General features: G+C 59.7%; 22 protein-coding genes and 1 pseudogene. 6 read left to right on the top strand and 17 right to left on the bottom strand.

Annotated elements, in window-relative coordinates:
• Nucleotides 1-383 precede the first annotated feature (383 nt).
• From betI to ACMGEE_RS03375, 4 genes are all read left to right on the top strand, one after another.
• Nucleotides 384-980, top strand: a complete 597-nt coding sequence (gene betI / locus ACMGEE_RS03390; protein WP_253454376.1) for a transcriptional regulator BetI — start codon at nt 384-386, stop codon at nt 978-980.
• Nucleotides 981-1,006: 26 nt separating this feature from the next.
• Nucleotides 1,007-2,464 (top strand): betaine-aldehyde dehydrogenase, encoded by a 1,458-nt coding sequence (gene betB / locus ACMGEE_RS03385; protein ID WP_253460990.1) that lies wholly within the window; start codon nt 1,007-1,009, stop codon nt 2,462-2,464.
• 63 nt (nt 2,465-2,527) lie between these two features.
• The gene (gene betA / locus ACMGEE_RS03380) at nt 2,528-4,216 is read left to right on the top strand and encodes a choline dehydrogenase (protein ID WP_436829675.1); all 1,689 of its coding nucleotides are present in this window, start codon (nt 2,528-2,530) and stop codon (nt 4,214-4,216) included.
• 430 nt (nt 4,217-4,646) lie between these two features.
• A complete protein-coding gene (locus tag ACMGEE_RS03375) occupies nt 4,647-6,026 on the top strand; it encodes an FAD/NAD(P)-binding protein (protein WP_436829674.1) in 1,380 nt (459 codons plus the stop codon).
• A gap of 112 nt (nt 6,027-6,138) precedes the next feature.
• Here the strand turns inward: ACMGEE_RS03375 and ACMGEE_RS03370 are convergent, their stop codons facing one another.
• Both ACMGEE_RS03370 and ACMGEE_RS03365 read right to left on the bottom strand, forming a co-directional pair.
• Entirely contained in the window at nt 6,139-7,302 is a 1,164-nt protein-coding gene (locus tag ACMGEE_RS03370) for an MFS transporter (RefSeq protein ID WP_436829673.1), read from the bottom strand.
• 30 nt (nt 7,303-7,332) lie between these two features.
• Nucleotides 7,333-8,118 carry an inositol monophosphatase family protein gene (locus ACMGEE_RS03365; RefSeq protein ID WP_436829672.1) on the bottom strand — a complete coding sequence of 262 codons (786 nt, stop codon included), beginning with the start codon at nt 8,116-8,118 and terminating at the stop codon, nt 7,333-7,335.
• 98 nt (nt 8,119-8,216) lie between these two features.
• Here ACMGEE_RS03365 and ACMGEE_RS03360 point away from each other — a divergent pair, with 98 nt between their 5' ends.
• Nucleotides 8,217-8,987, top strand: a complete 771-nt coding sequence (locus ACMGEE_RS03360) for a DeoR/GlpR family DNA-binding transcription regulator (RefSeq protein WP_436829671.1) — start codon at nt 8,217-8,219, stop codon at nt 8,985-8,987.
• On the opposite strand, the pseudogene ACMGEE_RS03355 reads toward ACMGEE_RS03360, so the two are convergent.
• From ACMGEE_RS03355 to ydgT, 15 genes and pseudogenes are all read right to left on the bottom strand, one after another.
• A pseudogene (locus ACMGEE_RS03355) lies at nt 8,969-9,016 on the bottom strand (hypothetical protein); the annotation flags it as partial. The gene ACMGEE_RS03360 and the pseudogene ACMGEE_RS03355 sit on opposite strands and share 19 nt — an antisense overlap.
• Nucleotides 9,013-10,017, bottom strand: a complete 1,005-nt coding sequence (locus tag ACMGEE_RS03350; RefSeq protein ID WP_301253439.1) for a LacI family DNA-binding transcriptional regulator — start codon at nt 10,015-10,017, stop codon at nt 9,013-9,015. The gene ACMGEE_RS03350 and the pseudogene ACMGEE_RS03355, both read right to left, overlap by 4 nt.
• Nucleotides 10,018-10,045: 28 nt before the next feature.
• A complete protein-coding gene (locus tag ACMGEE_RS03345; protein ID WP_436829670.1) occupies nt 10,046-11,446 on the bottom strand; it encodes a sucrose-6-phosphate hydrolase in 1,401 nt (466 codons plus the stop codon).
• On the bottom strand, nt 11,443-12,816 hold the full coding sequence (locus ACMGEE_RS03340) for a sucrose-specific PTS transporter subunit IIBC (RefSeq protein WP_436829669.1): 1,374 nt from the start codon (nt 12,814-12,816) through the stop codon (nt 11,443-11,445). The genes ACMGEE_RS03345 and ACMGEE_RS03340 overlap by 4 nt, the downstream gene beginning before the upstream one ends.
• A 23-nt stretch (nt 12,817-12,839) precedes the next feature.
• The gene (locus tag ACMGEE_RS03335) at nt 12,840-14,447 is read right to left on the bottom strand and encodes a carbohydrate porin (protein WP_436829668.1); all 1,608 of its coding nucleotides are present in this window, start codon (nt 14,445-14,447) and stop codon (nt 12,840-12,842) included.
• A gap of 90 nt (nt 14,448-14,537) precedes the next feature.
• The gene (gene cscK, locus ACMGEE_RS03330) at nt 14,538-15,479 is read right to left on the bottom strand and encodes a fructokinase (protein WP_301253436.1); all 942 of its coding nucleotides are present in this window, start codon (nt 15,477-15,479) and stop codon (nt 14,538-14,540) included.
• Between the two features lie 282 nt (nt 15,480-15,761).
• A complete protein-coding gene (catC, locus tag ACMGEE_RS03325; protein ID WP_369894808.1) occupies nt 15,762-16,052 on the bottom strand; it encodes a muconolactone Delta-isomerase in 291 nt (96 codons plus the stop codon).
• 54 nt (nt 16,053-16,106) lie between these two features.
• Nucleotides 16,107-16,742: an endonuclease III gene (gene nth, locus ACMGEE_RS03320; RefSeq protein ID WP_253454364.1), complete on the bottom strand. Its 636-nt coding sequence runs from the start codon at nt 16,740-16,742 to the stop codon at nt 16,107-16,109.
• On the bottom strand, nt 16,739-17,434 hold the full coding sequence (locus ACMGEE_RS03315) for an electron transport complex subunit E (RefSeq protein ID WP_436829667.1): 696 nt from the start codon (nt 17,432-17,434) through the stop codon (nt 16,739-16,741). Before ACMGEE_RS03315 ends, nth begins: the two co-directional genes overlap by 4 nt.
• The gene (gene rsxG, locus ACMGEE_RS03310; RefSeq protein ID WP_301253434.1) at nt 17,427-18,056 is read right to left on the bottom strand and encodes an electron transport complex subunit RsxG; all 630 of its coding nucleotides are present in this window, start codon (nt 18,054-18,056) and stop codon (nt 17,427-17,429) included. The genes ACMGEE_RS03315 and rsxG overlap by 8 nt, the downstream gene beginning before the upstream one ends.
• Nucleotides 18,056-19,117 (bottom strand): electron transport complex subunit RsxD, encoded by a 1,062-nt coding sequence (gene rsxD / locus ACMGEE_RS03305; protein WP_253454361.1) that lies wholly within the window; start codon nt 19,115-19,117, stop codon nt 18,056-18,058. Before rsxD ends, rsxG begins: the two co-directional genes overlap by 1 nt.
• Complete coding sequence (gene rsxC / locus ACMGEE_RS03300; RefSeq protein WP_436829666.1) at nt 19,118-21,649, bottom strand: electron transport complex subunit RsxC; 2,532 nt, start codon at nt 21,647-21,649, stop codon at nt 19,118-19,120. It abuts the gene before it with no gap.
• Complete coding sequence (gene rsxB / locus ACMGEE_RS03295; RefSeq protein ID WP_125290113.1) at nt 21,642-22,217, bottom strand: electron transport complex subunit RsxB; 576 nt, start codon at nt 22,215-22,217, stop codon at nt 21,642-21,644. Before rsxB ends, rsxC begins: the two co-directional genes overlap by 8 nt.
• Nucleotides 22,217-22,798: an electron transport complex subunit RsxA gene (gene rsxA, locus ACMGEE_RS03290; RefSeq protein WP_034914646.1), complete on the bottom strand. Its 582-nt coding sequence runs from the start codon at nt 22,796-22,798 to the stop codon at nt 22,217-22,219. Before rsxA ends, rsxB begins: the two co-directional genes overlap by 1 nt.
• A 354-nt stretch (nt 22,799-23,152) precedes the next feature.
• Complete coding sequence (gene ydgT / locus ACMGEE_RS03285; RefSeq protein WP_125290112.1) at nt 23,153-23,368, bottom strand: transcription modulator YdgT; 216 nt, start codon at nt 23,366-23,368, stop codon at nt 23,153-23,155.
• Nucleotides 23,369-23,893: 525 nt separating this feature from the next.
• Between ydgT and ytfQ the strand changes: the two genes are divergently transcribed.
• Nucleotides 23,894-24,850: a galactofuranose ABC transporter, galactofuranose-binding protein YtfQ gene (gene ytfQ, locus ACMGEE_RS03280; RefSeq protein WP_253454359.1), complete on the top strand. Its 957-nt coding sequence runs from the start codon at nt 23,894-23,896 to the stop codon at nt 24,848-24,850.
• The last annotated feature ends 7 nt before the right edge of the window (nt 24,851-24,857 follow it).

Raw genomic sequence — 24,857 nt, 5'->3', positions numbered from 1 at the left:
CCGGTAAAGCCGGGGCTCGGGCGACCAGCTCCGTTGGCATGTTTACCGACGCTGGTTCGCCAGCACAGGCCGCCCGACTGCGTTTGGCAGGCGTTAAGCCGGTACACCAGCCTGCCAGACCGCGCTTAAATCCTGGCCAGACCGTTGCATAAGGTCATCAGAAAGGCTTCTTTACAACGCATTTGCGCCCGTTGTTGCTCGCTCATTTATTAACACGCCATCCGCAAATAAATAGCATAAATACAGAAGGTTAACCTGATTCCACGCGTTGCTGTTTCGTTAACTTTTTTCATGCCTCCACGCCTGTCATTTTTTTCTTGATTGAACGTTCAATATAAAAAGTCTATAATCTCTCTTATTCAATAGCTGAAACCGATTAAGCGATGCCAAAAGTTGGAATGAAAGCCATCCGCCAGGCGCAGTTAATTCATGCGACGCTGACGGTGATAGACCGGGTCGGCCTGGCCGATGCCAGCCTGGCGCTGATAGCCAGAGAGGCGGGCGTCTCCACGGGGATCGTCAGCCACTACTTCGGCGATAAAAACGGCCTGCTGGATGCCTGTATGCGTCAGATCCTGCTGGATCTCTACAGGGCGGTCGAGCATCACCGCAGCGTCGCGGCCGACGATCCGCAGGCGCAGATCCGCGCGATTATCGATGGCAACTTCGACGATTCGCAGATTGCCGGGCCGGTGCTGAAAACCTGGCTGGCGTTCTGGAGCAGCAGCCTGCATCAGCCCGATTTGCAGCGTTTGCAGCGAATCAACGACCGGCGACTGCATTCCAACCTGACGGCGCAGTTCGCCAGAGCGCTGCCGATAGATGCGGCGCGGGCGGCGGGCGCCAGCATGGCGGCGCTGATCGACGGCCTGTGGCTGCGCATGACGCTGGCGCCCCAGCCGATGGCGCAGGGCCTGCTCGATGCGCGTCAGCTTTGCTATCAAAATCTTGCGCTGTGGCTTTCCGGCCCGGCAACCTAACCCTTAAAGGAGGAGACATGGCCGATATGCAACGCCGTGGACTTTACATCAATGGCCGCGAAGAAGCGGGTCAAGGCGAAACATTCACCACCATCAACCCCGCTAATGGCGAAGTGCTGGCGGAAATCACCTCGGCCAGCCAGCAGGATATCGATCGCGCGGTCGCCTCCGCCGAAGCCGGTCAGCGTATCTGGCGTAGCTATACGCCGGTTGAACGTAGCCGCGTACTGTTAAAAGCCGTGGCGCTCTTGCGCGAGCGCAACGATGAGCTGGCCGCGCTGGAAACCGCCGACACCGGTAAACCGCTGAGCGAAACGGAAGCGGTGGACATCGTAACCGGCGCGGACGTGCTGGAATACTACGCGGGCCTGGCCGTAGCGGTCGAAGGCGAATCCATCCCGCTGCGCGACAGCGCGCTGGTCTACACACGCCGCGAGCCGCTGGGCGTTTGCGCCGGTATTGGCGCCTGGAACTATCCGATCCAGATCGCCATGTGGAAAAGCGCGCCCGCGCTGGCTACCGGCAACGCCATGATTTTCAAACCCAGCGAAGTCACGCCGCTTACCGCGCTGGAGCTGGCAAAAATCTTCACCGAGGCTGGTCTGCCGGACGGCGTCTTTAACGTGGTGCAGGGCGCCGGAAGCGTCGGCCAGGGCCTGAGCCAGCATCCGAAAATTGCCAAAGTCTCCTTCACCGGCGAAGTCAACACCGGCAAACGCGTAATGGCGGATGCGGCGCTGGCTAACCTCAAGTCGGTCACGATGGAGCTGGGCGGTAAATCGCCGCTGATTATCTTTGAAGACGCCGAGCTGGAACGTGCCGTAGACGGCGCCATGATGGCCAACTTCTACAGCACCGGCCAGGTCTGCACCAACGGCACGCGCGTGTTTATTCATCGCTCTTTAAAAGCGGAGTTTGAAAAGCGTCTGCTGGAAAAAATGCGCGGCATCAAGTGCGGCGATCCGACTAAGCCGGAAACCAACTTCGGCCCGCTGGTCAGCGAAGAGCACTGCCAGAAAGTGGTTAGCTATATGGAAATCGGCAAGCAGGAAGGCGCGCGGGTGCTGGCAGGCGGTTCCCGTATCACCGAAGGCGACATGGCGAAAGGCTGTTACGTGGAGCCTACCGTCTTCACCGACTGCACCGACGAAATGCGTATCGTGCAGGAAGAGATCTTCGGGCCGGTTATGAGCGTGCTGGTCTTTGATGACGAGCAGGAAGTTATCGATCGCGCCAACAACACCGAATACGGCCTGGCCGCAGGCGTGTTCACCACCTCGTTGAATCGCGCGCACCGCGTTATTCATCAGCTGGAAGCGGGCATCTGCTGGGTGAACAGCTGGGGCGAATCGCCTGCGCCAATGCCGGTCGGCGGCTATAAGCAGTCCGGCGTGGGGCGTGAGAACGGTCTGGAAACGCTCCATCACTATACCCGCACCAAATCCGTACTGATTGAAATGGGCGACTATCCGTCCGCGTTTTGATGGCGGTTTTGCGCTTATAACACTTTTTTGCTGCGGCGCAGGCCGCAGCGTTTTGGAGGTTTAATGCAGAAATTTGACTATATCATTATCGGCGCCGGCTCGGCTGGCAACGTCCTGGCCACGCGACTGACTGAGGATGCTGACGTATCGGTACTTTTACTGGAAGCAGGCGGCAAGGATCACCGCTGGGATTTCCGTACCCAAATGCCAGCCGCTTTGGCTTATCCGCTGCAGGGAAAACGCTATAACTGGGCTTATGAAACCGATCCTGAGCCGAAAATGAATAACCGCCGCATGGAGTGTGGACGCGGGAAAGGGCTTGGCGGCTCCTCACTGATCAACGGCATGTGCTATGTGCGCGGCAACGCGATGGATTATGACAACTGGGCCAGCAAAAAGGGCCTGGAGAACTGGTCATATCTGAACTGCCTGCCTTATTTCCGCAAGGCGGAGAAGCGCGATATCGGTGAAAACGATTACCACGGCGGTGACGGCTACCTGAGCGTCACCACGCCGAAAAAAGGCAATAATCCGCTGTTCCGCGCCTTTATCGATGCGGCGGTGCAGGCCGGTCATCATGAAACCGACGATATGAACGGCTACCGTCAGGACGGCTTCGGCCCGATGGATCGCACCGTTACGCCGCAGGGCCGTCGCTCCAGCACCGCGCGCGGCTATCTGGACGTGGCGAAGCAGCGTTCAAACCTGACGATTGTTACCCATGCGCAGACCGACCGTATTCTGTTTGAGGGCAAAACCGCCGTCGGCGTTTGCTGGCTGCGCAACGGCAAACAAGAGCAGGCTACCGCCATGCGTGAAGTGCTGCTGTGCGCGGGCGCTATCGCCTCGCCGCAGATCCTGCAGCGTTCCGGCGTCGGCCCGGAAGAGTGGCTGCGCGAGCTGGATATCCCGGTTGTTCACGCGCTGCCGGGCGTAGGCCGCAACCTGCAGGATCATCTGGAAGTTTATATGCAGTTCCGCTGCAAAAAGCCGGTCAGCCTCTATCCGTCGCTGCACTGGTGGAACCAGCCGGCAATTGGCGCGGAATGGCTGTTCAGCGGCACGGGTATCGGCGCCAGCAACCAGTTTGAAGCGGGCGGCTTTATCCGCAGCGACGACAAGCCGGACTGGCCGGATCTGCAGTATCACTTCCTGCCGGTCGCCATTAACTACAACGGCAGCAGCCCGGTGAAAGAGCACGGCTTCCAGGCGCACGTTGGCCCGATGCGCTCGATGAGCCGTGGTCGCGTCAGGCTGACCTCAAAACACCCTTACGCCGCGCCGTCGATCTTCTTTAACTACATGTCGGAAGATCGCGACTGGGAAGAGTTCCGCAGCGCGGTGCGCCACACGCGTGAAATCATGCGTCAGCCCGCGCTGGCTGAATACTGCGGCGAAGAGATCCAGCCGGGCGCGTCAGTGCAGACCGACGAGCAGATTGACGCCTTTATCCGCGATCATGCCGAAACGGCCTATCACCCTTGCGGCAGCTGCGCGATGGGCAATGACGAGATGGCGGTAGTGGATGCGGAAGGCCGCGTGCACGGGATGCAGAAGCTGCGCGTGGTGGATGCTTCGATTATGCCGCAGATCACCACCGGCAACCTTAATGCGCCCACCGTGATGATCGCCGAGAAAATGGCCGATCTGATCCGGGGCCGTACCCCGCTGGCCGCTTCCAAAGCGGATTACTATCGCCTGGCGCGCGAAAAAGCCGAGGCGGAGCAGGCGCAGGAAGAAGGCGTGGCCTGATAGCTGCCGCGTCCCGAAAGCTGGCAAACCAGCCTGCGGGGCGCTGTCTGCCGTACCTTAATAAAAAATGCACGTAACGGCTATGCAGCCCGTTGCGTGCATTTTTGTATCAGCCAGGCTTCCGCAAAATTGCCTGATTGCCTGATTGCCTGATTGCCTGATTGCCTGATTGCCTGATTGCCTGACTGCCTGCCTGAACGCCTGACGGCCCTGAACACGTAGCTGTTTGCACGGCCTTACTCTCCGCTTTCCATCATAGAACCAGACGACCGCCGCGCTGCGTGCTTTCTGGTCGTGGTTGGTTATCCTGTCTATAGTGTGCTCCATGCAGGCCTTTTCTTCTTATATCGGCAACGTTCTCCTGTACTGGCGGACAGAGCCGTAACGTTAGCGAAGGCAGCCCCTGAAACTTCTTTGACCGGGACAGCGCATGGCTGAGCGACATATTGTAATTATTGGCGGCGGCTTTACCGGCACAACGCTGGCTATCCATCTTGCCCGCCTGGGCGAGGCAGGCTTAGCGGTAACGGTGATTGAACCGCGCGCGCAGCCGGGACAGGGCGTCGCCTACAGCACCCCGGATCCGGCGCACCGTATTAATGTCCCCGCCGCCCGAATGCAGCTCTCCGCAGCGGAAGAAGGGGATTTTGCGCGCTGGTATCAGCAGTGCAGCGCTGACCGACAGGATCCTGCCGCTCACTGGCATGACGGCAAAGTCTATCCGCAGCGTGGCTGGTTCGGCGCTTACGTGGCGGAACAGTTTCGCCTGGCGGCCCAATCCTGCGTCAGGCTGACGCACTGTCAGGACCGGGCCGTGGCGCTGCGTGACGGGCTGGTTACTACGGCTTCCGGCAAAACATTTCGGGCGGATGAGGTGGTGCTGGCCATCAGCCATCCGCCGCCCGCCGTGCCGCAAAGCGTACAGCAGGCGCTGGGCGGGCATCCGGGGCTGATCGCCAATCCTTGGCATCCGCAGGCGCTGGCAGCGGTCGGCGTAAACGAGCGGGTGGTCATTATGGGCACGGGCCTGACCATGGCCGATATGGTCGCTTCGCTTGCCGCGCGGGGGCACCGTGGCCCGGTCACGGCCTTTTCAAGGCGGGGCCAGCTGCCGCGCGACAACGTCAGCGGCGACTATGCGCCCCGATTGCTTGATTATCGGCAGGCGCCCGCCACCGCGCGCGGCTGGCTGCGGCGGGTGCGTCAGGAAGTGGCTCAGGCTGCGGCAGAAGGCCAGCCCTGGCAGCTGGTGCTGGACGACATTCGCGCGCACGCGCAGCAGATCTGGCAGCAATTGCCGCTAAGGGAGCAGCGCCGCTTTCTGCGTCATTTACGATCCTGGTGGGATGTGCATCGCTACCGCATTGCGCCGCAGGTCAGCCAGGCCTTGCAAACCTGGCAACGCAGCGGCCAGCTGCGCGTGTTGGCAGCAAGGCTGGCCGGGGTTGGGGCGCAGGGAGAACAAATCGCGCTGAGGCTGGGGCCGCGCAAAGGCGCGGAAGTCTGTCTTATCGCAGACAAACTGATCGTCACCACCGGCCCGGCACATAATGCGCTGCTGACCAGCGACAGGCTGCTTAGCCAGCTGGCGGAAGAGGGCATAATCCAGGCCGATCCGCTGGCGCTGGGCATCCTGGTCGACGCGCAGTCGCGCACCCTGAATCGTCAGGGCACGGCCAATGCGCACCTGCACGTGGTCGGGCCAGCGGCGCGCGGACGCTTTGGCGAACTGATGGGCCTGCCGCAGGTGGCGGAACATGCCGAAGCGGTGGCCCGTCAGCTGGTTGGTGCCGCGCCGTTAACGCCGTGACGGGGCTGCGTTTCGTCGTCGCGGGCTGAACGGAAGGCACCGTTAACGCTGTTCCACTCGCGGCTGCGCTTTACCGTCGCGGGCTTAGCGAGAGGCACCGACAGCATGGCTGCTACATGCGCACGCGGCGGGAAAGCGCCACCACCAGCAGCATCAGCACCGTAACCATGATAAAGGCTACCGGCAGCGAGCTAAGGTGAGCGACAAAGCCAATGGTGGCAGGCCCGGCCAGCACGCCGATATAGCCCAGCGTGGTGACGGCCGGGACGGCGGCGGCCTGCGGCATGCTTTTTTGCCTGCCGATAGCGGTGAACATCACCGGCACGATATTGGCGCAGCCGATGCCGATCAGCATATAGCCCACCAGCGCAACGTGCCAGGAGGGGACGATCACCGGCAGCGCCAGCCCGATGGCGGCGGTCAGCGCGCCCAGGATCACCACTTTTTCGCGGCCGAAACGCGCCACGATGCGGTCGCCGGTCAGCCTGCCCACGGTCATCGCGGTAGCGAAGCAGGCAAAGCCTAAGCCGCCCAGCGTGTCCGGCATATCGCGGTGTTCGGTCAGGAATACCGCACTCCAGTCCAGCACCGTGCCTTCTGCCAGGAACACGGCAAAACAGATCGCGCCAATGGTCAGCACGGCGCCGTGCGGCAGGGCGAAGGCCGGGCCTTCCGGCGGGTTAGCGTAGGTCAGCAGGCCGCGAAAGCTGTAACCCAGCAGCAGCAGCGAAACCACGGCGGCCGCCAGGCTGGCGGCAAAGGGCGACAGTCCACTCGCCATCAGGCCGCTGACCGCACCCGCGCCCGCAATGCCGCCCAGGCTGTAAAAGCCGTGGAAGCCGGACATCATCGGCTTAGGCGCCGCTTTTTCCACCAGGATCGCCTGGACGTTCATCGCGCAGTCGGTGGTGCCCACGCCCATGCCGAACACCAGCAGCGCCAGCGCCAGCAGTACAGGGCTGGGGATCACCGAGAGCAAGGGCAGCATCAGGCAGAAGGCCAGCGTGGCAACGGTCATCACCGCCCGGCAGCCAAAACGCGTAGTGAGATGGCCTGTCAGCGGCATCGCCACCAGCGCCCCCACGCCCAGGCAGAGCAGCAGCATTCCCAGCGTGCCGTCGTTGACGCCGGTATTCATTTTGGCGAAGGGCACCAGCGCGGACCAGCCAGCGGTGGCGAAACCCGCCACAAAAAACATGGCTCGCGTGGCGTTCTGCTCGCGTCTTGCGGGCGTTTCTGCGGCGGACTGGCGCAGCGTGTCGACATGGTCAGGCATGAGCGGTGATACTCCGGGTTAAATTAAGCGTCAGTTTAAGATAGACAAAATTTGCGAGTGCAGGCGAGGGCAGCCGCTGGCGATAACCTGGCCGCCCTGTTCAGGCCGACCGCCATCCGGGGTAGTCACTACGCCGCCTGCCAGCTCAATCAGCGGGATCAGCGCCACAATGTCATAAGGCTGAAGGGCGAACTCAACGCAAACATCGATTTTACCGGCGGCCAGCATCGCCATGGCATAACATTCGCCGCCGTAACGGGTCATCAGCACGGCCTTATCCAGCGCGTCAAACTTCAGCGACGTCTGCCCCAGCGATTCCGGCGAGGTGGTATGTAAAATAGCCTGATCCAGCGGGATATCCCGGCGGGTTTGCAGGCGAACTTTGCCATAAGGGCCTTCAGCCCATGACTGTGAGCCGTCGGCATAAAAGCGTTCGCCGGTAAAGGGCTGGCTCATCATTCCCATCACCGCGCGGTCGTGATGCAGCAGGCCAATTAACGTGCCCCATACCGGCAGACCACAAAGAAAAGGCCGCGTGCCGTCTATGGGATCCAGCACCCAACAAGGCGCGCGCTCGTCGCCCGCTTTGAGGCCAAATTCTTCACCCATCACGGCATGCGTGGGATAGCGCTGCGCGATAAGATCCCGCATGGCTTTTTCCGCCTCGCGGTCGGCAAGGGTGACCGGATCGAAACGAAAACCATCTTTGGGCTTGGTGCTGATGGCAAGATTTTCACTGCTGCGAAAGCGCGGCAGCGTTTGCCGGTCGGCTGCGTCGGCCAGTTCATGCAGAAAAGCGATATCAGGAAGCTTCATGCGGCGACTCCTTCGGGACGAGGGAAAGTTGACAACCTCTGAACGGATGATAGTGTATGCCGTATTGTGCTTTTTTTAAAGCTCGTTTAAGAGGTTTTATGCTCGATTATGCAGCTTTCCCGCAACAGCGGCAGTCCCTGATCCGCCAGGAGTTGCAAGAGAAGGGACGGGTAGTCTGCGCGACGCTGGCCGAACAGCTGGGCGTTTCCGAACATACCGTACGCCGGGATCTGCAGGAGCTGGCGCGCGAAGGGATTTGCAAAAAGGTGTATGGCGGCGCGGTCAGCGTGCTTGCCTCGCAGGGCGATCTGCTGGCGAGGACGGAAAAAAACGGTGCGGAAAAAGCGCGTCTGGGGCTGGCGTGTAGCCGTCTGGTTAAGCCGCAAAGCGTGATATTTATCGACGCAGGCTCTACCAACCTGGCTTTTGCCCGCGCGCTGCCGCCGGAAATGGCGCTGACGGTGGTCACCCATTCGCCCATTATCGCGGTGGAGCTGATGAAGCTGCCGCGCTGCGAGACGATCGTTATCGGCGGTCGGCTGCACACGGCAACGGGCGGTAGCCTGGGCATCACCGCCTTCTCCCAGATCCGCGACATTCGTTTCGACCAGCTTTTTCTGGGCGGCTGCGCGCTGGACAGCGAAGAGGGCTTAACGGGATTTGATTATGAAGACGTGGAGTTTAAAAAAGCGCTAACGGGCCGCAGCGATGAGATTATCGTCGCCATGACCAGAGAAAAAATTCCCGGCGTAGCGCGTTATACCGTGGTGGCCTGCGAGGCGCTTACGCAGCTGGTGGTCGAGGCGGATCTGCCGGCGGATACGCTGGCGGTCTTCAGGGAAAAAAATATCGCACTGGTGCATCCGTAGCTTGCCTGAGCATCCGAAGCAGCCCCTATGGCGTTCGCCTTCTTACCCGGGCGGGCAGATAAATGTGCGGCGTTTCCGTCAGCTTGCCGTCAATCAGGCCGGTCAGCGTTTCAAAACAGCGCCAGGCCAGCTGGCGGTTATCCTGCATCACGGTATCGATTTTTACCGACAGCGCGTCGTAAAGGTAGTGATCGTCAAAGCTGCACAGCCTGACGGGCGCCGACAGTAAATGATGCTGGCTCAGGTAGCGCAGCACCCCTTCCTGCAGCCCGCACGCGGCGCAGAACAGCGCCTGCGGCACGCGGCCCAGCCGCATAACCAGCTCGGCAAACATCTCGTAGCCCGAGCTGGCGTTGTAATGGCCGTGCAGGATCCATTCCGGTTGCACCGCCAGACCGGCCTGTTCCAGCCCCTGACGAAAACCGGCCAGGCGATCGCGCGTCGGCGAAATGCGCGGCTGGCCGCCAAAAAAGTAAAATTCCTCAACTTCCCTGGCGATCGGCTCGACCAGCGTCGCCGTGGAGATAATCGACTCAGAGATCACCAGCGGCAGCGTGGAGTCGCCCAGATGACGGTCAAACAGCAGTACCGGCAGCTGGCGGCTGAGCTGCTGATACTCGCTGTCGTTCAGCTGGCTGGAGGCGACGATCAGCCCGTCGACCTGACGCTGGATCAGATTGTTGACCGCCAGCGTTTCCTGGCTGCTGTTTTCGTCGGTGCAGGCGATTAAGAGCTGTAAACCGGCGTCGCGGCACAGCGTTTCCAGCGCGTGAGAAAAGGTGGCGAAGCCGTGGTTGGTCATTTCCGGCACCACCAGCCCGATGGTATGGCTGCGCGAGTTGTTCAGCGCCCGCGCGTGAATACTGGGCTGATAGTGCGTCATCTGCGCGATCTCCATCACCCGCTGGCGGGTCGCTTCGGCCACGCGCAGCTCTTTGCCACGGCCATTCAGCACCAGGCTGGCGGTGGATTTGGACACGCCAGCCAGGCTGGCGATATCGTTGATGGTCACGCGTTTCGGCTTGTTCACAGGCATTCGTATCAGGGGAGTCAGCGCATTATACTACCATGCCTGAACGGAGTTGCCAGTAATCGACGGTCAGGCTGGCTTCGCCTTGCCACACTACTTCCGGCACGGCATTCGGGAAATAGCGCGCCGACATCACACCTTCGCCGTCGTTGATAAAAATCTCAATGCTGGAGCGATCGCAGAGAATTTGCAGGTGAGAAACCGCACCCGTCCAGTAGCGATGTTCTGTCTCGCCGCTGCGCAGATTGCGGCGGCTCAGCGTCAGGCCGTCCTCGTTGCAGACCAGCGTCAGCGCCTCGCCGAAGCAGGCCGACCAGCTACCCCTCGAACCAATAACCAGCTCGGCGCGTTCAACCGGCAGCGTCGGCAAAGAGGCGGCCCGCTGCTGATAGCGCGACCGCTGCTGGCGCAGCTGCTGTAGCTCGCGCGCCGGACGCTGCATCAGCCGATCCTGCTCCAGCGTCAGCTCGCGCGGGCAGGTCATAATATGTATCCAGCCGCGGCCTACGGTCGGCTGCAACAGTTCTTCGGCGTCCGGCACGCCCATCCAGCCGATAAGCACTCTGCGCCCGTCATCGCTGAGCGTGGTTTGCGGCGCATAAAATTCAAAGCCGTGGTCCAGCTCGCAGAACTCGCCGTGCGGGAAGCGGGCCGCCGCGTAATCCAGCCTGCCGATAAAATAGCCGCTCTGGTGGGCGTTGAGCCATTTTCTCTGCTGCGCGGGCAGGCCCTGCGGGCAAACCAGCAGCACATCGCGATCGCCCAGCGCGAACAGGTCAGGGCATTCCCACATATAGCCAAAGTCGCCCAGGCCATTAAGCTGCGATCCGGCAATTTCACCCAGCAGCGTCCATTCATGCAGCGATTCGCTGCGATAAAGCAGCACTTTCCCTTGTTCTTTCAAATCCTGCGCGCCGAGCACCATATACCAGCTATCCTGATGGTGCCAGACTTTCGGGTCGCGCACGTGGCCGGTGTAGCCCGGCGGCAGCCCGATAACCGGGCCGGTTTTGGTCACATCGCCCGCATCGTTCACCGTTGCCATGCACTGCCAGGCGGTGCGGCCCCCGGAAAATTTCACGTTGCCGGTATAAAACAGGGTCAGCGTGCCGTCGTGATCGACAGCCGAACCGGAATAGCAGCCGTGGCTTTCATACGTTTCGGCCGGGACCAGCGCCAGCGGCTCATGCTGCCAGTCCAGCAGGTTAGCCGAGCGCCAGTGGCCCCAATATTTGGCGCCGTGCGCGCAGGCCAGCGGATTCCACTGATAAAAAAGATGCCATTCACCCTGAAACTGAATAAAGCCGTTGGGATCGTTCATCAGGCCGGTCTGCGGCGAAAGGTGCCAGGCGGGACGATGCGGATCTTCGCTGGCGTTCCTGTTCATCACCGCCTTAAGCGCGCGATTGATCAGCTGTGCTTCGCTCATGCTTTGTCCTCAACGTTGTATTTCAGCAGCAGGGAAAGAATAAAAGCGGTGCCGAAGGCCAGCGCCATGCCGATGATATAAGAAACCAGCGAGCTGGCCTGCACGATAGCCATGCCAGGCAGCGCGGTCAGGCCGACGGCGGTCATGCCCACGTGCATCAGCACCACAAAAGCGCCGCCGACCGCGCCGCCGACGATCCCGGCGATAAAGGGCTTCATAAAGTGCAGGTTCACGCCAAAAATAGCCGCTTCCGTAATGCCTAACAGCCCGGAGAGCGCGGAGGGAAGCACGATGCTGCGGATCTTCACGTCGCGGGTTTTAAACCAAACGGCCAGACAGGCGCCCGCCTGCGCGATGTTAGCCATCGACCAGATCGGCAGCAAAAAGTTGACGCCGATGGCGGGATTGCCCAACAGGCCCGCTTCGATAGCGTGGAAGCTGTGATGCACGCCGGAAATAACAATCACTGAGTAAAGCCCGCCGAACAGCAGCCCGGCCAGCCAGCCCGCGTGGGCGATCAGCGTGCTCAGCACCAGCGAAATGCCGTCGCCCAGCGCGCGGCCTGCCGGGCCAATCACCAGCATGGCGACGAAACCGGCGATAATCACCGTTAAAAACGGCGTCAGGATAATATCCAGCGCGTTGGGAATGATTTTCCGCAGCCGCTTCTCAACCAGGCTCATAAACCATACCGCCAGCAGCACCGGGAACACCGTGCCCTGATAACCGACCATCGCGATATCCAGGCCAAAGAAGTTCATGGTCTGTACGCCGCCCGCCACGCCCCAGGCGTTGGTCAGCGCCGGATGGGTGAGGATGCCGCCGAGCGTCGCGCCCAGGTAAGGGTTGCCGCCGAATTCGCGGGCGGCGGTAAAGCCAATCAGGATCGGCAAAATAATAAACGCGGCGGAGCTGAACATATCCAGCATAATGAACAGCGCGCTGCCTGCATCGACCCAGCCGTAGGTTTTCATCATGCCGAGCAGGCCCATCAGCACGCCGGAGGCGACAATGGCCGGGATAATCGGTACAAAAATATTGGAAAGCAGCCGCGCGATGCGCTGGGCGGGATTGAGCTTGCGGGCCGCGACGGAAGCCGCCTCGCTTTTGCTTGATTCGCCAATCCCGGCGGTCTGGATAAAGGCGGCGTGCACCTTATTCACAATGCCGCTGCCGAAAATCACCTGCATCTGTCCGGCGTTCTGGAAGCAGCCTTTTACGCCTTCCAGCTCGCCGATCGCTTTTTTATCCGCCAGGCTGTCGTCTACCAGCACCAGCCTTAAGCGGGTGGCGCAGTGGGCGGCAGAAGCGATGTTTTCCCGGCCGCCGAGCAGCGGCAGCAGCTGGCGGGCAATCTGTTCAAAATTCATGTGTTTCCCCTGAAAGTGGTCGATCAGAACCAGGTTTCCATCTGGACGCCGAAGTTCCATTCACCGCCGGCGGTAAAGCCGCTGGTACCAAAAGCGTCGTCGCTGGCGTAGCGATCTAACGCGTTATCCCAGTCCATCCAGCTGGCAAAGAAGCGAATTTCCGGACGGCTGAGGAAGTTGCCGATATCGCCAGGCTTAAAGGTGGGCGCAAAAGTCAGCTTGTAGAAGCCGCCGCTGACGTTCTGACGGCTTTTGAACCCCTGAGGATCGAGATCCATGTACTGATAGCTGCCCTCGTAAGCCAGCATAAAGTTTTCGTTGATGCTCTGAAGCAGGCGGGCGTTAGCGGTCACCCAGCGGTAGCTGTCGCCGGCAACGTAGCGATCTTTGCTCTGCTGCGCGAGCAGGGCCGGGGCCAGGCTCCAGGTTTGGTTTAACGGGGTCATGCCGTAAGAGGCCAGACGCCAGGTGCTGGCGCTGTCGGTCAGGTTGCCGTCGGAGCCGATGCCTTTTACCTCGGCGCCTAAGCCGTGCCCGTAAAGCAGCGCCGTTTTCGACTGGCCGTCGCGCAGGCCGTAAAAGCTGTCGCCGTGCCAGGCGAGCATGGCGTGAACGCCGCTGTCGCCTGCGTTATCGCTACGCACGGCGGCGTTGACGCGCTCATCGTTATCTTTGGCGCGCAGGCCGCTGAGCATAAACTGCAGCGGCCCGCTGAAAGTGTTGGCGGTCACAATGTAGTTCTGAATGGTGTTATCGATAGTTTCGATATCGCCAAAGTTGCGGCCGTAGACGGAAAGGTTGCTTTTCACGCCGTCCGCCCAGCGCACGTCATAAATCCCGCCGCCCGTTCCGGCCAGAAACACCACGTCAGAATCCAGCCAGTGAATATCGAAATTGTCGCGATCGAAGCGTTTCCCGGCCCACAGCGTGCTGTCAGCAAACATGCCTTTAAAGGTCGGCAGGCTGCCCAGTTCAACAAAGGCCTGGCGGATATTGAGATCGCTGCTGTCCGCCGTCCAGTCGTTATAGTCGCTCTGGCCGTCCGCCAGCATGACCTTAAAGCGGGTGGTCGCGCCGTTAGCCAGCTGCGTTTTGTGCTCCATGTTAATTTCAACATAGGTATTGTTTTCGTTGCCCAGACGGCCGACCGCGCCGCCGGTTTCGCCTGCTGGCGTCAGGTAAGGGCCGCTTTTGGTCGAAGAAGCTGAATCGTTCATAATCAGGCCGGAGCGGGCATAGGCATGAAACTCGAAGCCGTCCGCCAGCGTTTTCTCCGCCGGTCTGACCGCCTGGGGCTGGTCGGCAGGCGACGGCGCAACCGGCGGCTGCGGGCCAGCTACGACGGCAGGCGCCTGCGCCGAGCCTTGACGAATAGCGGGTGGGGTCTGAGGCGTGTGCGCATCGGATGCCGTCGCGGGAATGGCGGCTGCCGGAGCGGTCTGCGCCAGACGCTGTTCGGCCAGGCGGGCGCGGCGTTCAGCCTCATCGGCACGCCGCTCCGCTTTTTGCAGCCTCGCCTCCAGTTGGTTAAGGCGTCGTTCAACGGCGCTGAGATCGCTGTCGGCCTGGCTTGTTTGAGGAAGAAACAGCGCTGCCGTGACCGCCAGCGCAACAGGGTTTATTTTTAACATCCGCCATTCTCCAGAGAATTTACCGTTTAGCTAAACCGGTTCGATAAGGAGAGTAGAGAACAGCGACGAGCGTGACAAAGGATTTTGTTGTTACGATTTCGTTATTGTGACGGGCCTGGCATTTTGCAGCTGGCTCGCATAGGGCAGCGCGGTCATTGCCCCTTTAGCGGTGGTGGCCAGCGCGCCGCACTGCTGAGCCAGCCCGACGGCCGCCTCAAGATCGCGAGGGCGTAAAGGATCCGCTTCGCGCATCAGTCCTGCCAGCAAACCTGCAACAAAAGCGTCGCCTGCGCCCGTGGTATCAACAGGCTGCACCTTCGAGGCGCTAAACCGACGCTGTTCGCCTTCATGCCAGACGATAACGCCTTCTTCGCCAAGGGTAATCAGCAGCAGGGCGGGACGGAAGCGGGCGGTGAACAAGGCCAGCGCGGCCTCGGTTTCCTGCTCGCCCGTCAGCAGCTGTAGCTCATCCAGCGACAGTTTAACCACATCCGCCAGCGCGAAAGCCCGATCGACTACCTGACACATTTCCTGATGGTCGTGCCAGAAATCTTCCCGCAGATTGGGATCGAAGCTGACCCAGCCTCCGGCGGCGTGAATACGCTCAACGGCGGCGAACACCGCGCTGCGTGACGGTTCGGCGCTGAGGGCTATTGAGCAGAAGTGTAGCGCCTGGCCTGCCGCAAAATCGGGCAGGTCGTCCGGCGTTAAGAAAAGATCGGCCGCCGGGCGCACCATAAAAGTGAAGGTTCGTTCGCCCTGATTATCCAGACCCACCACCACGGTAGAGGTACGCTGTTGCGGCAGCTGGCGCATAAAATCCGTGTTAACCTTTTCCTGACGCAGGACGTCCTGCAAAAATGCGCCAAAAGGATCGTCGCCTACGCGGCCGATAAAGCCGCTGTCGCCGCCCAGACGAGCCACGCCTACCGCCACGTTGGCGGGCGCGCCGCCAGGGCACTGTTGCAAATGATTATTTTCCTCCGGCAGCAGATCGACTACCGCATCGCCTAAAACCCAGACTCTGTTCATTACGCCTCCTGTGAATGTAAGCTTAAAGCTAAACCGCTTTAGCGATAATAACAACTGCCCAACCGTCAGAGAGCGGAAATTGGGCAAACGAGGAGAAGCGCTAAAGCAGGCGGCAAGAAGATGGCCGGAGACGAAATCACGTTGTTGGCGGTCGTCTTATTCGTCTGGCAGCAGAATGCTGATGCCTGGTTATGTAGGACGTTTGCGGTCGTGCTGGCTGACAGGCGCCAGGGGATTATGAGCGGGGCGTTGGCGGTCGTCTTCCCTGACGACGCGAGATGATTAGCTGTCGTCATCCCGAATGGAGGACGGATGGCGGCACAGCGGCTCAATAGCCAGGGTCATATAAGGGTAGAGCGGCAGGCCGGTAAGCAGCTCGTGCAGCTCGTCATGGCTTTCCACATCGAAAATGCTGACGTTTTTGAACTGGCCGGCCACGCGCCAGACGTGACGCCATTTACCGGAGCGCTGCAGCTGTTGCGCATAGGCTTTTTCCTGCGCTTTGATTTCCGTAACGCGCTCGGCCGGCAGCGAGTCGGGGATAGCAATGGTCATTTCCACTTTAAACAGCATACCTTTTTCTCCTTAATCTCAGTAAATTGCCGGGTATTTTATCCGGCAAAAGGATCAGATATCGGTTTTCTCGCCGTACTCGCAAAGATCCTCAATCAGGCAGGAGCCGCAGCGCGGTTTGCGGGCAATGCAGGTGTAGCGGCCGTGCAGGATCAGCCAGTGGTGACAGTCTACTTTGAACTCTTTTGGCACCACTTTTAGCAGCTTTTCTTCTACCTGCTCAACGTTCTTCCCCGGCGCGAATTTCGTGCGGTTGCAGACGCGAAAGATATGGGTATCCACGGCAATGGTCGGCCAGCCGAAAGCGGTATTCAGCACCACGTTCGCCGTTTTGCGGCCCACGCCCGGCAGCGCTTCCAGCGCCTCGCGGCTTTCCGGCACTTCGCCGCCGTGCTGCTCCAGCAAAATACGGCAGGTTTTAATGACGTTCTCCGCCTTGCTGTTAAACAGGCCGATGGTCTTGATATAGGCTTTGACGCCGTCGACGCCCAGCTCCAGCATGGCGGCGGGCGTATTGGCAACCGGATAGAGCTTTGCGGTCGCCTTGTTAACGCTGACGTCGGTGGCCTGCGCCGAGAGCAGCACGGCAATCAGCAGTTCAAAAGGCGTAGTGAAAACCAGTTCCGTAGTGGGATGCGGATTGTTATCACGCAGCCGCACTAAAATTTGCTGACGTTTATCCTTGTTCACAGCGTGCTCGGTGCTCCTTTCGGCAGGCTGGCTTCTGCCGCCCTGCGGGTCGCACGGGCCTTCATCTTGTTATCAATCAGGTATTTCGCGGCCAGCAGCATTCCCAGGCCGATAAACGCGCCCGGCGGCAGCATCGCCAGCAGCATTGGCGAATCAAAATGCACAACCTGCACGCGCAGCACTTTCGCCCACGGGCCAAGCAGCTGATCGGCGCCGTTGAAAATGGTGCCGTTACCGATGATTTCACGCAGCGAGCCCAGCACGAACATCACGCTGGTGGCGCCCAGGCCAATGGCCATGCCGTCCAGCGCGGCCAGCGGCACGCTGCTGCGCGAGGCAACCGCTTCGGCGCGGCCCACCACGATACAGTTGGTGACGATCAGCGGGATAAAGATGCCTAACGACTGATAAAGCCCGTAGGCATAGGCGTTGATCAGCATCTGCACGCAGCTCACCACGGCAGCGATAATCATCACGTAAATCGGAATACGGATATCGGACGGCACCCAGCGGCGCGAGGCGGAAATCGCGCTGTTGGTGCAGGTCAGCACCAGCGTGGTGGCCAGGCCGAGGCCCAGCGCATTGGTGGCGGTAGAGGTGACCGCCAGCAGCGGACACAGGCCCAGCAGCTGAACCAGCGCCGAGTTATTTTTCCACAGCCCGCCGATCAGCAGGGTTTTGGCTTCACTCATTGGAGTCTCCACAGGTTGGCAGCGAGGCAAGCTGCCCCGGCAACGTTTCAACAAATAGCGTAGTGCGTTTTGTCGCATTCACTACCGCGCGCGGTGTGATGGTGGCGCCGGTAAACTGATCGAAATCGCCGCCGTCTTTTTTCACCGCAAAATGCTTATCATCTTTACCACTCAGCCTGACGCCGCTGAAGCTTTCAATCCAGTTAGAGATGCGCAGCTCTATTTTATCCCCCAGGCCCGGCGTTTCATGGTGTTCCACCACGCGCACGCCCAGTACTTTTCCGTTGAAGTCCGCGCCGACCAGCATCTGAATGGCACCAGAATAACCGTCGGGCGCGGTAGTCTCAACCGCTGCCGCCACCGGCCGGTCATCTTTGCGCGCCAGGTACAGGCGGTGTACACCGCTGCCCAGCGCCGGATTAGTGACGCTGTAACACTCCTGCTGAATCGGATTATTATACAGCTCCGGCGGCACCACCTGATCCAGCAGGCTTTTTTGCTGTAGCGTGGTCTGGTGGTCAATAGTCGGTTTGGTCACGCTGTTGATCACTGCGGTCAGACCGGTAGTGACAGCGGCGAACAGCGCCAGCGTCACGCCATTTTTACGAATCGCATCCAGCATTACTTTTCCTTACGATGGCCGTAAACGCGCGGCTGCGTGTAATAGTCGATCAGCGGCACGGTGATATTCGCCAGCAGCACGGCAAACGCCACGCCGTCAGGATAGCCGCCAAAGCTGCGGATAAGCCACACCAGCAGGCCAATCAGCACGCCGTAAAGCAGGCGGCCTTTATTGGTGGTCGAGGCCGTGACCGGGTCGGTGGCGATAAAAAAGGCGCCGAGCATGGTTGCACCTGAGAAAAGGTGGATCGCAGGCGACACCAGGCTTTCAGGCGAAAAGAACCAGCCGAGCGTGGAGAAGAGCGCAAGCGACAGCAGCATACTGGCCGGGATATGCCAGCGAATGCTGTTGGTGAGCAGCAGAAACAGACCGCCGACCAGATAGCCGATATTTACCCACTGCCAGCCCAGGCCGGCAATAACGCCGCTGTAAATGGGCAGGGCATGCAGCTGCTCCGCGCTGTGTCCGGCGCGCAGGCCGGTTTTAAAGGTATCCAGCGGCGTCGCCTGGCTGACGCCGTCTACGCCGATTTGCAGCTGCTGCATAGTGTGGCCATCAAGCGTCGACCCGTGAAAAATCATCTGCAGCGTGTCCCAAAAGGTGGGCGTGACCGACTGCAAAGCGTCCGGCGGTAGCCAGCTGGTCATCTGCACCGGAAAGGAGATCAGCAGCACCACATAGCCCACCATGGCGGGGTTGAAAGGATTCTGTCCCAGGCCGCCATACAGCTGTTTGGAGATCACCACGGCGAAGAGGGTGCCGATAATTATCACCCACCACGGCGCCAGCGGCGGAATACTGATCGCCAGCAGCAGCGCGGTCAGCAGTGCGGAATTATCGCCCAGCGTTTTGCCTAACGGCTGCTTGCGCAGCTTAAGGATGGCGGCTTCGGCACCGATGCCCGCCGCCGCGGCAATCGCGATTTGAATGAGGGTGCCCCAGCCGAAAAACCAGCACTGAGCCGCGATGCCGGGCAGGGTAGCCACCAGCACCAGCAGCATAATGGTGCTGGTGCTGCGGCGATTATGGGTGTAAGGCGAACTAGCGATGCGAAAAGCCATTTAATCCTCTTGCGTAGAATGCTGCGCCTTACGCGCTTTAACGCGAGCGATGGCCGCCGCCACTGCCGCTTTGCGGGGATCGTCATGTTCTGACGAAGGGATAGTCGTCGCCTGCGCGACCTGTTCCGCCGTTGTGGCCGCCTGCTGCTCTTCGACTCTCTGCTCGATATCGTCCGCAGCGGCTGCTTTCGCGGCCGCCGCTTTCTTCGCTTTGGCGCGGGCAATTGCGGCCTCAACGGCTGCCTTGCGCGGATCGACCTGTGCGGCTTCCGGCTGTTCGCTTACCTGTACGGATTGCTGTTCAGCTGCCTGCACGGGCTGGCTTTCGGTCGTCTGCACGGCGTCCACAGCAGACGCTTTCGCGGCCGCTGCTTTCTTCGCTTTGGCGCGGGCAATTGCGGCCTCAACGGCTGCCTTGCGCGGATCGACCGACGCGGCTTCCGGCTGTTCGTTTACCTGCACGGATTGCTGTTCAGCTGCCTGCACGGGCTGCCTTTCGGTCGTCTGCACGGCGTCGTCAGCAGAGGCTTTCGCGGCCGCCGCTTTTTTCGCTTTGGCGCGGGCAACTGCGACCTCAACGGCTGCCTTGCGCGGATCGACCTGTGCGGCTTCCGGCTGTTCGTTTACCTGCACGGATTGCTGTTCAGCTGCCTGCACGGGCTGGCTTTCGGTTATCTGCACGGCGTCGTCAGCAGAGGCTTTCGCGGCTGCCGCTTTCTTCGCTTTGGCGCGAGCAACTGCCGCCTCAACCGCTGCCTTGCGCGGATCGACCGGTGCGGCGGCTGCCTGCACGGGTTGCGCCTGGGCTGCCGCTTCGCCTTCCGTCGTCGCTTTTTTCGCTTTGGCACGCGCGATAGCCGCTTCGACCGCTGCCTTACGCGGATCGCCTGCCTGACGCGTTGCCGGCTCGGTCTCGGACTGCTTTTCAGCCTGCTGCGCGCGCGCCTGCGCTTTCCGCGCTTCACGCTGCGCTACGGCCGCCGCAGTTTCCGCAGCCAATGCGTCTTCGCTGGTTGTCGTCTGCTTCGCTTTCACCCGCTCCAGCGCCGCTTCGACCTCGCCGCGATCCCGCTGGCTGACGGTGCGTTTTGCCTGCTGATGACGGTTTTCACGCGCCAGCTTTTCACGTTCCAGACGGGCCTGGCGTGCTTCAAAGCGCGCTTTTGCCTGCGCGGTGCGCTCCGCTTCCAGATCGATAGCGCGGATCTCCGCTTTTTCCTGGCGGTAATACTGCACCAGCGGAATATTGCTGGGGCAGACATAGGCGCAGGCGCCGCACTCAATGCAGTCGTCAATATTGTGCTCGCGCGCCTTATCGTGGTCGCCGCCCCGGCTGTACCAGTAAAGCTGCTGCGGCAGCAGGGCCGCCGGGCAGGCGTCCGCACAGGCGCTACAGCGAATGCAGGATTTTTCCTCTTCGCTATCGCCCATCTCGCTGGCGGAAGGGGCCAGGATGCAGTTGGTGATTTTCACCACCGGCACGTCCAGCGTCGGCAGCGTAAAGCCCATCAGCGGGCCGCCCATCACCACCATCTGGCCGGGGCCTGGCGTAAAGTCGGCCTGCTGTAACAGATGGCTGATGGGCGTGCCGATGCGTCCCCAGACGTTGCCTGGGCGCTTAACGGCTTCACCGGTCAGGGTCACCACGCGCTCGGTTAGCGGTTCGCCGTCGATAATGGCGCGTTTAACCGCCCAGGCGGTGCCGACGTTCTGCATCAGCACGCCGATATCGGTGGAGCGGCCGCCGTGCGGCACCTCCAGCCCGGTCAGAATTTTAGTGAGCTGCTTAGCGCCACCGGAAGGATATTTGGTCGGGATAACCCGGATCTGCATATCCGTCGCGCCGCCCAGCGCTTTTTTCAGCGCGGCGATCGCTTCCGGCTTGTTGTCTTCGATGCCGATCAGCACGCGCTCGGCCTGCAAGACCCAGCCCAGGATGCGGCTGCCTTCGATGACCTCGTCCGCGCAGTCCTGCATCAGACGGTCATCGGCGGTGATATAGGGTTCGCACTCGGCCGCATTGATAATCAACGTTTTTACGCCGCGCAGCCCGCCTCTCAGCTTGGTAGCGGTAGGAAAGCCCGCGCCGCCAAGCCCGGCCACGCCGGCCTGATGAATACGCTCGACTATCGCCGCGCGCTCATGCTGGCGATAGTCGGCCAGCGGATTTTTTTCAATCCAGCGATCTTCGCCGTCCGGCGTGATAAAAATGCACATTTCCGCCAGCGCGGAAGGGTGCGCCGTCATATGAGGCGCAATATCGTCCACGGTGCCCGAAGTCGGCGCGTGTACCGGCAGCATCCGACCACGGCCAAACGTCAACGGCTGACCGCGCAGCACTTTATCACCCGGCTTCACCAGCATTTCGCCCTCGTGGCCGATATGCTGCTTAAGAGGAATAATAAAGTGGGAAGGCAGCGGCAGCTGGCGCAGCGGCGTGCGGCTGGACTGGGTTTTCATTTCCGGCGGATGAATACCGCCCTGAAAATCCCACAGCTTCTCTTTTTTAAACAGCTTGAACAGGTTACGCATGGCTTTCCACAGAAATGACTTTGACCGGGATAGTTTGCAGATCCCACTTCCAGTTTGCCGTTGTGGTGGCGACCGGACGCATCTCGATGCAGTCAGTCGGGCAGGGCGCGACGCAGAGATCGCAGCCCGTGCAGACATCGCTCAGCACGGTATGCATGGCGCGCGTGGCGCCGACGATGGCATCGACAGGGCAGGCCTGGATGCATTTGGTGCAGCCGATACAGTTTGCTTCGTCAATCCACGCGACTTTGCGCTCGGGTTCCCGCGCCGCTTCGTCGCCCAGCGGCTGTGGCTCGACGTTCAGCAGCGCGGCCAGCTTGAGCATGGTCTGTTCGCCGCCGGGCGCGCACTTGTTGATCTGCTCGCCGTTGTTGCCCACCGCATCCGCATAGGGGCGACAGCCGGGATAGCCGCACTGTCCGCACTGGCTTTGCGGCAAAATAGCGTCGATCTGCTCGACGATAGGATCTTCTTCAACTTTAAATCGGCGCGAGGCATAGCCCAGCAGGCCGCCGAAAATCAGGCCCAGCACGCTTAATACCGCCACCGCAATCCATACTGCACTCATCAGAATTTCACCAGACCGCTAAAGCCCATAAATGCCAGCGCCATCAGACCTGCGGTCACCAGCGCGATAGAGGAGCCTTTAAAAGGCGCAGGCACGTCGGCCAGCACCAGCCGCTCGCGGATACCGGCAAACAGCACCATCACCAGCGAAAAGCCGATCGAGGCGCTGAAGCCGTACAGCGCGGCCTGTAAAAAGGTATGGTTCAGGTTGACGCTCAGCAGCGGCACGCCAAGCACCGCGCAGTTAGTGGTAATCAGCGGCAGAAAAATGCCCAGCAGCCTGTAGAGATCCGGGCTGGTTTTACGCACCACCATTTCGGTGAACTGCACCACTACCGCGATCACCAGGATATAGGCCATGGTGCGCAGATAAACCAGATCCAGCGGCAGCAGGATCAGATGATTCACCAGCCATGCGCAGATCGAGGCCAGGGTGATCACAAAAGTCGTGGCGAGTCCCATGCCAATCGCCGTTTCCAGTTTTTTGGAAACGCCCATAAAGGGACAGAGGCCGAGAAACTTCACCAGGACGAAGTTATTCACCAGCACTGTGCCAATAAAAAGAAGCAGGTAGTCGGTCATTTTTACGCCTGAGAAAAAATAAAAGCGGCTTATTATCGGTCATTCGCGGCCGGACAACAACATCAGCGCGCCGTACAGCGGAAATGACCGCACGGAGGATTAAATTATCGCCTGTTTTTTCGACACCGAATGCGCCAGAAAGCGTGATTAAAGCGTGCAGTATAGCGGAAGGTGGCAGGCCGACCGTCAACGTAGCCTGTCAGAGATAAAAAAAACCGGGCGTTGCTCAGGCGAGCGGCAACGGCAGCCCGCCTTGATACAGGTTCAGGTTATAAAAACGCTGAGGATGGTACAGCGCGCCCGCGGGGGGAAGAGCTGCAGACTGGAGCAGGTAACAGGATCAGAACGGAAAACCTAAACGACATAATGCCAGACGGATTTGGGTACGCAGCCGAGATCGAACAGACGTCCGCCCGAAGCCAGTTCAGCACGACGATGATCGGCGGCGCGATACATATCCATAATCTCTTTATTATCGGTCAGAGAATAGTTGAGATGATCAAACAGCTTCTCCAGGGTATCCGGAGAGCTTACTTTACGAAATTTTAACAGATAGTCTTGAACTGTCATGGTTGCCGTTATGATAAGAAATGAGGAGTTTTAAGTATATGACCAGGCAAGGCGCTGTCTATAGTAGAAAATGCATATTCACAGTAAATTCAGAATAAAGAGTAAGGCATTTCCGCATCCTGCCGCCGTGATTGTCGACTTTAATTAGCATTTGCCCGACTCTTGTTAATAAATGTTATCAGTGTTAATAACTGGATCCAACGGGATGTGGTATTGCTCACAAAATAACGTTTTGCTCTTGCTACAGGCTATTAACGTAAGTCGGCAGATACGGTGCTTCTCTTTGTAATCGCTTTCATGAAGCAGACGGATAAGCGCTTATCTTTATTACACTTATTTAACAATGACTTTTCCGCCTTGACGTATATTTTATCCATATTCCTTTCTTCACTGAAAATCCCTGCCGTTTTGCCCCGCCTTAATTGCTGAATTTTGTGAGCATTGTCGTAAATGTTTTTTTCTGGCTGAGCCACCCTTAAGCGGCAATCACACCCGGATAATGACCCCCGTCAGAGGAACAGACCTATGTGGAAACGTTTACTTTTAACCACGCTGATTGGCGCGGCGCTGAGCGGTAACGCGCTGGCAGAAAACCTAACGGTTGGCTTTTCTCAGGTTGGCTCCGAATCGGGCTGGCGAGCGGCGGAAACCAGCATGGCCAAAAGCGAAGCGCAAAAACGCGGCATCACGCTGAAAATTGCCGACGGACAGCAAAAGCAGGAAAACCAAATCAAGGCGGTGCGCTCGTTTATCGCGCAGGGCGTGGACGCCATCTTTATCGCGCCCGTGGTACAAACAGGGTGGGAACCGGTGCTTGAGGAAGCTAAAGACGCCAAAATCCCCGTGTTCCTGCTGGATCGCGCCATCGTGGTAAAAGATAAATCGCTCTATATGTCCGTTGTCACGGCGGATAACGTGCTGGAAGGCAAGCTGATTGGCGACTGGCTGGTCAAAGAGCTGGCCGGTAAACCCTGTAATGTTGTGGAGCTACAGGGCACCGTCGGTGCCAGCGTGGCGATAGATCGCAAAAAAGGCTTTGCCGAAGCCATTGCTAACGCGCCCGGCATTAAAATTGTGCGCTCGCAGTCCGGAGACTTTACCCGCAGCAAAGGTAAAGAAGTCATGGAGAGCTTTATTAAAGCGGAAAACAACGGCAAGAACATCTGCATGGTTTACGCCCACAATGACGATATGGCGATTGGTGCCATTCAGGCCATTAAAGAAGCCGGCCTTAAGCCGGGCAAAGATATTCTGACCGGCTCGATTGATGGCGTGCCGGATATTTACAAGGCGATGCTGGCAGGCGAGGCTAACGCTAACGTCGAGCTGACGCCTGATATGGCCGGCCCGGCATTCGACGCGCTGGAGAAATTCCGCAAGAACGGCGCCCAGCCGCCAAAAATTATCAAAACCGAATCGAGGCTCTTTTTGCCAGCCGACGCCCAGGCCCAGCTGGATAAGAAAAAAGGAATGGGTTACTGACACCTTT

Origin of the sequence: Erwinia artemisiae, assembly GCF_051400835.1 — a bacterium.
In the GTDB taxonomy this organism is placed as follows: domain Bacteria; phylum Pseudomonadota; class Gammaproteobacteria; order Enterobacterales; family Enterobacteriaceae; genus Erwinia; species Erwinia aeris.
The sequence above is the reverse complement of the archived record's forward strand: the minus strand, read 5'-3'. Positions and strand labels throughout refer to the sequence as shown.